This is a genomic window from Wolbachia endosymbiont of Drosophila barbarae, from assembly GCF_044752445.1.
Classification (GTDB): Bacteria; Pseudomonadota; Alphaproteobacteria; order Rickettsiales; family Anaplasmataceae; genus Wolbachia; species Wolbachia pipientis.
Genome location: NZ_JBIXJM010000243.1, coordinates 12,003 through 18,778 on the forward strand (window position 1 = coordinate 12,003; position 6,776 = coordinate 18,778).

A 6,776-nucleotide genomic window follows, 5' to 3' on the forward strand; every position below is an offset into this window, starting at 1 on the left:
AAAATTGGTAAAGAGGAAGGGAAAATTGAAGTCGCAAAAGCAATGCTGGCTAATAATGTTGATGTCAACACTATTGTCAAGTTTACTGGCCTTTCTATTAGTGAGATTGAAGAATTAAGTGGAAATCTGTGAACGGTTACGTTTATTTTTTATCCTTATCATCAAGTGTAAATAAGGTTATTGTAGAGATTAAGCCTATTATAACTATTATTAACGAAAATGGGGCAGCTTCTCTATAGCGCTCATCGCTTACAAGTTCATATATTCTAGTTGATATAGTTTCAAAATTAAATGGTCTTATAATGAGTGTTGCTGTGAGCTCCTTGATAGTATCCATAAATACGAGCAAAAATCCCGATAATATACTCTTCTTGATGAGAGGGATATGAACATTCAAACATGTGGAAATAGGTCCATGACCCATGGTATATGCAGTCCACTCAATTTCATTTGGTGTTTTTTTGAGCCCTGACTCTACCGCCTTGAAAGATATAGCAAAAAAACGGAATAAATATGAGTAAACTAATGCGCCAATAGTTCCTACTAAGCTAATTTCCACAACATATTGAGTAATGAAAGAGGATATTCTGCTTAAAAATATTATTATACTAATTGCGATAATTGCATTTGGAATTGCGTAGCCTAAAGAAATGAGACGTGCTACATTATTGATTACCTTATTTTTACGCGCCGTATATCCAATCATTATTGCAATGCTAATTGAGATTAGTGCGGTAATAACTGATAAACTAATGCTATTTGCTATTATGTTATAGAATCTTGCTTCGTATATGAACAACCCCTTCTCTATGCTCCAATATATGAGCGGAATCATTGGCAAAATAAAACCTATTAATATCGGCAATACACACATAAGATAAGCAAAGATCAACGGTATAGCGCCACTTATACTCCGTTTATTGTGATAATCTGAATTGGTATTGATTGAAGAGTAAGATATTCCTTTTTTTTGTAGTTTTTTTTCGATAGCTATTAGTATCACAACGAAAATTAATTCTGCAACTGCTAAAACAGTAGTTGAATATTTGTCATGCAGTAAAAACCAGGTGCGATATATTCCTGTCGTAAAAGTATCGATAGCAAGAAACTGTGGTGTGCCGAAATCTGTAATTACTTCCATTAGTACCAAAGACAACCCAGCTATAATTGATGGGCGTATGGAGGGTATGATGACAGAAAACAGGCTCTTCAATGAGGAGAACCCAAGCGTTGATGCAATAGTGACTGAGTTACTAACATTCTTTAGACTTGAGCGGACTAACATATAAACGTATGGATATAGGCTGAATCCCATTACTAATATTCCACCACCTAGAGATTTTATTTCAGGAAACCAATAGTCACCTTTGCTCCACTCTAAAATGTCTCTTAATGAGCTCTGCACCGGACCTGAAAACTCTAGTGTATTTACATAGACGAACGCTACTATATATCCAGGAATCGATATTGGAAAGAATAAAGCAATCTCAAAAATTTTACTTCCAGGAAATGAAAAAAATGTAGTGAGCCAAGCTGGAATTACTCCAAATATGAAGGATATTCCCCCCACTCCTATCATCAAAATTAACGTACTCAGTATATATTCAGGGAAAAGTGTGCTGATTACCCATCCGGAATTTGTTGTATCTGTAAATAGAATTGATATTAATGATAATATTGGACAGACGAATAATATACTTACTAGAAATAAGAATATATTTTTAAATACTCTTAAAAACATTAATTTGAATCTATATTTTATATTAAAATGTTATATGTAAAAACTGAAGATATCCAGTAATTATAGCTAATCCAAGAAAGGTTTCCCTACGTCATAACGCGATTCATTCGCGGTATCTCAGCATAGATTCCGCTAACGAGTAGCGGAATGACGAATTTGTTGTTTTTCAAATTGTAGAGCCACTTTAGCTATAACAGCCGTACTATTGAATATCTTTATAATTTTGTATATCATGTTTTTAGTTGATAAGTGAATAATCATGAGCTTCGTCATTGCAACTTTCTATCATTTTGTAGAACTTTCTAATTATTATGACATGAAAGACGAAATAAAAGCTACATGCAACAACGTTGAGTTAAAGGGCACTATACTCCTTGCAGAAGAGGGTGTTAATGCAACAATATCTGGTGAAAGAAACGCAATTGATAAAATATTCGATTTTCTACGTTCTGATTATAGGCTAAGGGACCTTACATGGAAAGAGAGTGCAGCAGAATATCAACCATTTAGCAAGATGAAGGTAAAATTAAAAAGAGAGATTGTGAATCTTGGTGTAAGCAATCTTGATATTTCCCTTAAGGGTAAATATGTTGATCCAGAGCATTGGGATGATTTTACTTCTCAACCTGACGTTTTAGTAATAGATACACGAAATGAGTATGAAGTGAAGTTAGGCAAGTTTAAGAATGCAATTAATCCACACACACAATGTTTCCGTGAGTTTCCTCAGTGGACAGAGTCATTTTCTGAGAGTAAAGACTTGAAAGTAGCTATGTACTGCACTGGTGGAATTAGATGCGAAAAATCAACAGCGTACATGAAAAATCTTGGATTTAACGATGTGTACCACCTGAAAGGCGGCATTCTTTCTTACCTCGAAAAAACTCATAATAAAAATAATAATTGGGAAGGTGAGTGTTTTGTTTTTGATGATAGAATTGCTGTTGATAACTCACTTACTCCAAGCAACACAATAAAATGCATACTCTGCTCAAATCAAGTTTCAACTGATAAACTGAAATCAGTTCCACGTGGCCAAGTGGTTTGTTCTGATTGTAAACTTCAGTGTTATAGCTATAATAAATAAAACATCATACTGCTGCAGTTGTATGCACGTTGTGATTTGAGAGCAACCTCTACCAGAAAGGGTGTCATGCCAGTGCCCAGACACTGGCATCCAGGTTCTTTTTTTCTAGATTCCAGCGTCACACGCTGGAATGACAAAAAAGCTGATTTTTAACGTAGATAATGGTTATGCAAGAAGTCTATTTCTTACCCTTAATCAGCTCTAAAGCCTTCTTCAAATCTATGCTTTCAATATCTGCACTCTTGCCCAAAGCAACGTTTGTTTTACCGCATTTTATATAGAATCCGTACCTACCGTTGCAGATAAAAACTTCTTTTCCTTTTTCATTAAGCCCGAGAGATTTTAGCTCTTTGCGTGGACTGTTTGCAATAATTTGTACAACTTCGCTCAATTCTGTATTCAGCACCTCTTTGGAGCTTTTCTTAAGAGAAAAGTATCTACCATCATAGAAAATATAGTACCCAAATCGCCCAAGGCCTATTTTTACTTCCTTTCCGGTTTCAGGGTGTTCTCCGATTACTTTTGGCAAGGAAAGTAACTGAGTAGCGGTGCTCAGATCAATCTCATTAACATTTATATCTTTTGGTATGGAAACCGTTTTTTTCTTTTTTAACTCGTTATTAAACTCCAGATAAAGTCCAAAAGGACCCTTTTTAATTACTACCTCTTGTCCTGTTATATCATCTATACCTAAACTTTTTGGATATTCTGAATTGTCGTTACTACCTGTAATTTCTTTTGTATGGTTGCATTCAGGATAGTTAGAACATCCAAGGAACACCCCGGCTTTTCCAAAGTTCAATTTCAATATGCCATCAGAGCAAGCAGGGCATTTTGTATTCACCTCTTTTCTTCCTTCTTCTGAACAAAACCAATCGACTACCAAATTGTGAATGCCGCTGAAAACTTCATCATGCGTCATTTGCTTGACAGAGTTTACATGACCAAAAAATGGCACCCAAAAGTGGCCTAACTCTTTTTTCCAATCTGCATGTCCATTTGAAATTAAATCAAGCTTTTCTTCCATTTGTGCTGTGAAATCATACTCTACACAACGCTGAAAAAAAGTTTCTAAAAATATAGTAACGATTTTACCACGACTGCTTGGAATAAACCTTTTGCTATCCAATGAAACGTACTCACGATCTTGTAATACCGAAATAATTGTTGCATAAGTTGATGGTCGACCTATACCGATTTCTTCCATTTTCTTAACGATACTTGCTTCACTATAACGAGGTGGCGGTTGAGTGAAATGCTGTTTTGGCTCAACTGAAATCAGCTTACACGCTTCCCCTTCCTTCATGGCAGGTAGCAGGCCTTCATTTTCGGCTTCCATGTTATCTTGATAGACTTTATAAAAACCATCAAAGAATATACTTGATCCACTTGCTCGCAGAATTACTTTCTGGTCAGTAGAACTAATTTCAACTACCACTTGATCAAGGATCGCCGATTCCATTTGACTTGCAATGGTTCTTTTCCAGATTAAATCGTACAATTTAAATTGCTCTGGCGTTAAGTAATCCTTAATACTACCCGGCGTTCTACTTATATCAGTTGGACGAATTGCTTCATGTGCTTCTTGAGCATTTTTGACCTTTTTTACATATTTACGAGGAGACTGCGGTAAATATTTATCACCATATAATGACTTAATTGACCCTCTAATTGAGTTTATAGCCTCATCTGCAATATGAAACCCATCTGTACGCATGTAAGTTATCAACCCTACAGTTTCACCACCAATATCGATACCTTCATATAAATTTTGCGCTATGCGCATAACACTTTTCACATTAAAATACAGTTTATTCACCGCATCTTGCTGAAGACTTGAAGTAATAAACGGAGGAAGCGGGTTTCTCTTAACTTGCTTGCGTTCTACTGTGCTTACAGCATATTGCCTTGATTCAATCTCCCTGACTAAGTTCTTTGCTTCTTCTTCATTCTTAATATCAAATTTTTCTAGCTTTTTATTGTCATAGTGGCTTAGCATAGCAAAAAAAGCCTCATCTTTGCTATTTTGCATTTCTGCTTTTATGCTCCAATACTCCTGTGTTATAAATTTACTAATTTCATCTTCTCGTTCGCATATAATCTTTAATGCAACAGACTGCACTCGCCCTGCAGACTTGCTTCCCGACAATTTTGTCCACAGCAGTGGTGACAAACTAAATCCAACTAGATAATCCAAAGCTCTACGTGCTTGTTGTGCACGCACTAAATCCATATTAATTTCACGTGGATTTTTTATTGCTTCTTGTACTGCTCTCTTTGTTATCTCATTAAAGACTACTCTATAAATGTTGTTTTCATTACTGATTGCTTTCTTTTCTTTTAATGTCTCTATCACATGCCAAGCCATTGCTTCCCCTTCTCTGTCTGGGTCTGTTGCAAGATATATATCTGATGCTTTACTTGCTGCTTTTACTAGCTCTTTTATATATTTTTCTGCTTTTTCAATGGTTTCATACTTTATAGCAAAATCATTATCAGGATCGACAGAACCGTTTTTTGCTGGAAGATCCCTCACATGTCCAAAGGATGCAGCTACTTTGAACTCTTTACTCAAATATTTACCTATTGTCTTTGCTTTTGCAGGTGATTCAACTATTAATAACGCCATACTGTTAATTATTTTAGTACTTAAAGATAATATGTTGAGAAATATACAATGAAAAGTAAAAAAATATTTTAATAGGTCTTGTGAATTTTACAAAGTAGGTTCTTGACCCTCTTTAGAAAACCCTTGGATGTTGATATTTTCAAGCGACTTTGAAGGCTCATTACAATAGTATATGATCGCAGCAGCAACGAGAAGCTAGATTCCAGTGTCAGCTACTTGCATGACAAAAAAAGGAGCGCTGGGATGACATCCTCCCTTGTGGAAATTGCTCTCAAATCACAATGCCCGTACAGCCGTAACCCTGGAGGTACTGTTTCTCACCCACTGGAGATATTGCACGGTACTATCTACTTGATCATCGTGTCGAGTTTCTGGGAACATTAAAATCTCATACTCAAAATCGTTCAGCCATACTGCTTGATGTGGCAGAAAAACCTTGCCAGACTCTATAATCGGAACAATTTGATGAAATCGAGTGAGCTTACCATCATGTGGCACTATTTCAATAATCGGTAAATCACTGTTTGTCTTTAGCTCTTGCACCAATTGTTGACCACTTGTTTTTGCTTCGATTAAAATTGCGTGTGGCGTCCATCTTGCAGCTAGTGACAAAACCTGTTCTTTAAGCTTTGGATACTCAAGCTTTGCGCGATATACGTCGAGTAAATAGAATTTATTATCTATTTTTGCCCAGGTGGTGCAGACACTAAAGTTGCTCATGTTACTTGTTGAAACCGCAGTATCCCAACTTTGTGTTACATGCGAGAGATTATCAGGAACATTTTTATAGCGCTTTAGCCACTCTCGTTTGACTATACCACTTGAAAGCGGCAGAGGGTTTTGTTGATATTGAGCAGCAAAAGCGTAACTCCCAAGTTCAGCTTTTATTATCTCAACTTCTTCTTTTCCTCCATCGAGGGAATATAACAACTGACCTTCTTCTCTTGAATATAATATCCTTACAGGTGACGCTGGTTTATTATATAATCGCCTGGTCGCACAATGCTGAGCTACTCGGATGATAGGCACGGGAGGTATTGGCTTTTTGATTGAATAAATAACCTGCTTATTTTCAGAAATCATTGGCAAACAAATATGATGCCATATGTTTTTTGGCTTGGAGAGAAGGTGTCCAGTTAAGTCCTCCTGGTGTAGCCTGTGCATTACAAGAACGATGACTCCTTTTTTTCTATCGTTCAGCCTGGTTACTAAAGTCTGATCAAACCAGTTTGTGGCACGCTTTCTAAGCGTTTCACTCAAAGCTTGAGCAGAACTGAGCGGATCGTCCACAATGATAAAATCACCACCTTCACCAGTTA

The 6,776-nt window shown here is 36.4% G+C and carries 4 protein-coding genes and 2 pseudogenes; 2 read left to right on the forward strand and 4 right to left on the reverse strand.

What is annotated here, in order from left to right; translation table 11 throughout:
* A pseudogene (locus ACIPNH_RS06055) lies at positions 1 to 132 on the forward strand (Rpn family recombination-promoting nuclease/putative transposase); the annotation flags it as partial.
* 10 nt (positions 133 to 142) lie between these two features.
* Here ACIPNH_RS06055 and ACIPNH_RS06060 read toward each other — a convergent pair.
* Positions 143 to 1,741 (reverse strand): ABC transporter permease, encoded by a 1,599-nt coding sequence (locus tag ACIPNH_RS06060; RefSeq protein WP_265024516.1) that lies wholly within the window; start codon positions 1,739 to 1,741, stop codon positions 143 to 145.
* Positions 1,742 to 2,000: 259 nt separating this feature from the next.
* Between ACIPNH_RS06060 and trhO the strand changes: the two genes are divergently transcribed.
* On the forward strand, positions 2,001 to 2,828 hold the full coding sequence (gene trhO, locus ACIPNH_RS06065; protein WP_264723859.1) for an oxygen-dependent tRNA uridine(34) hydroxylase TrhO: 828 nt from the start codon (positions 2,001 to 2,003) through the stop codon (positions 2,826 to 2,828).
* 178 nt (positions 2,829 to 3,006) lie between these two features.
* Here trhO and topA read toward each other — a convergent pair whose 3' ends face one another.
* The 3 genes and pseudogenes from topA to terL all read right to left on the reverse strand — a co-directional run.
* Positions 3,007 to 5,457, reverse strand: coding sequence for a type I DNA topoisomerase (topA, locus tag ACIPNH_RS06070; protein ID WP_264723857.1), 2,451 nt, complete (start codon positions 5,455 to 5,457; stop codon positions 3,007 to 3,009).
* A gap of 87 nt (positions 5,458 to 5,544) precedes the next feature.
* Positions 5,545 to 5,643: pseudogene (locus ACIPNH_RS06810) on the reverse strand (TomO hydrophobic C-terminal domain-containing protein); the annotation flags it as partial.
* A gap of 90 nt (positions 5,644 to 5,733) precedes the next feature.
* Positions 5,734 to 6,776: phage terminase large subunit (gene terL / locus ACIPNH_RS06075; protein WP_400772242.1), on the reverse strand; the 1,043-nt coding region annotated here is incomplete at its 5' end.

Excerpts from the sequence above, each read along its gene's own strand:
- ACIPNH_RS06060 (WP_265024516.1), bottom strand. The coding sequence starts at position 1,741 with ATGTTTTTAAGAGTATTTAAAAATATATTCTTATTTCTAGTAAGTATA.
- trhO (WP_264723859.1), top strand. The coding sequence starts at position 2,001 with ATGAGCTTCGTCATTGCAACTTTCTATCATTTTGTAGAACTTTCTAAT.
- topA (WP_264723857.1), bottom strand. The coding sequence starts at position 5,457 with ATGGCGTTATTAATAGTTGAATCACCTGCAAAAGCAAAGACAATAGGT.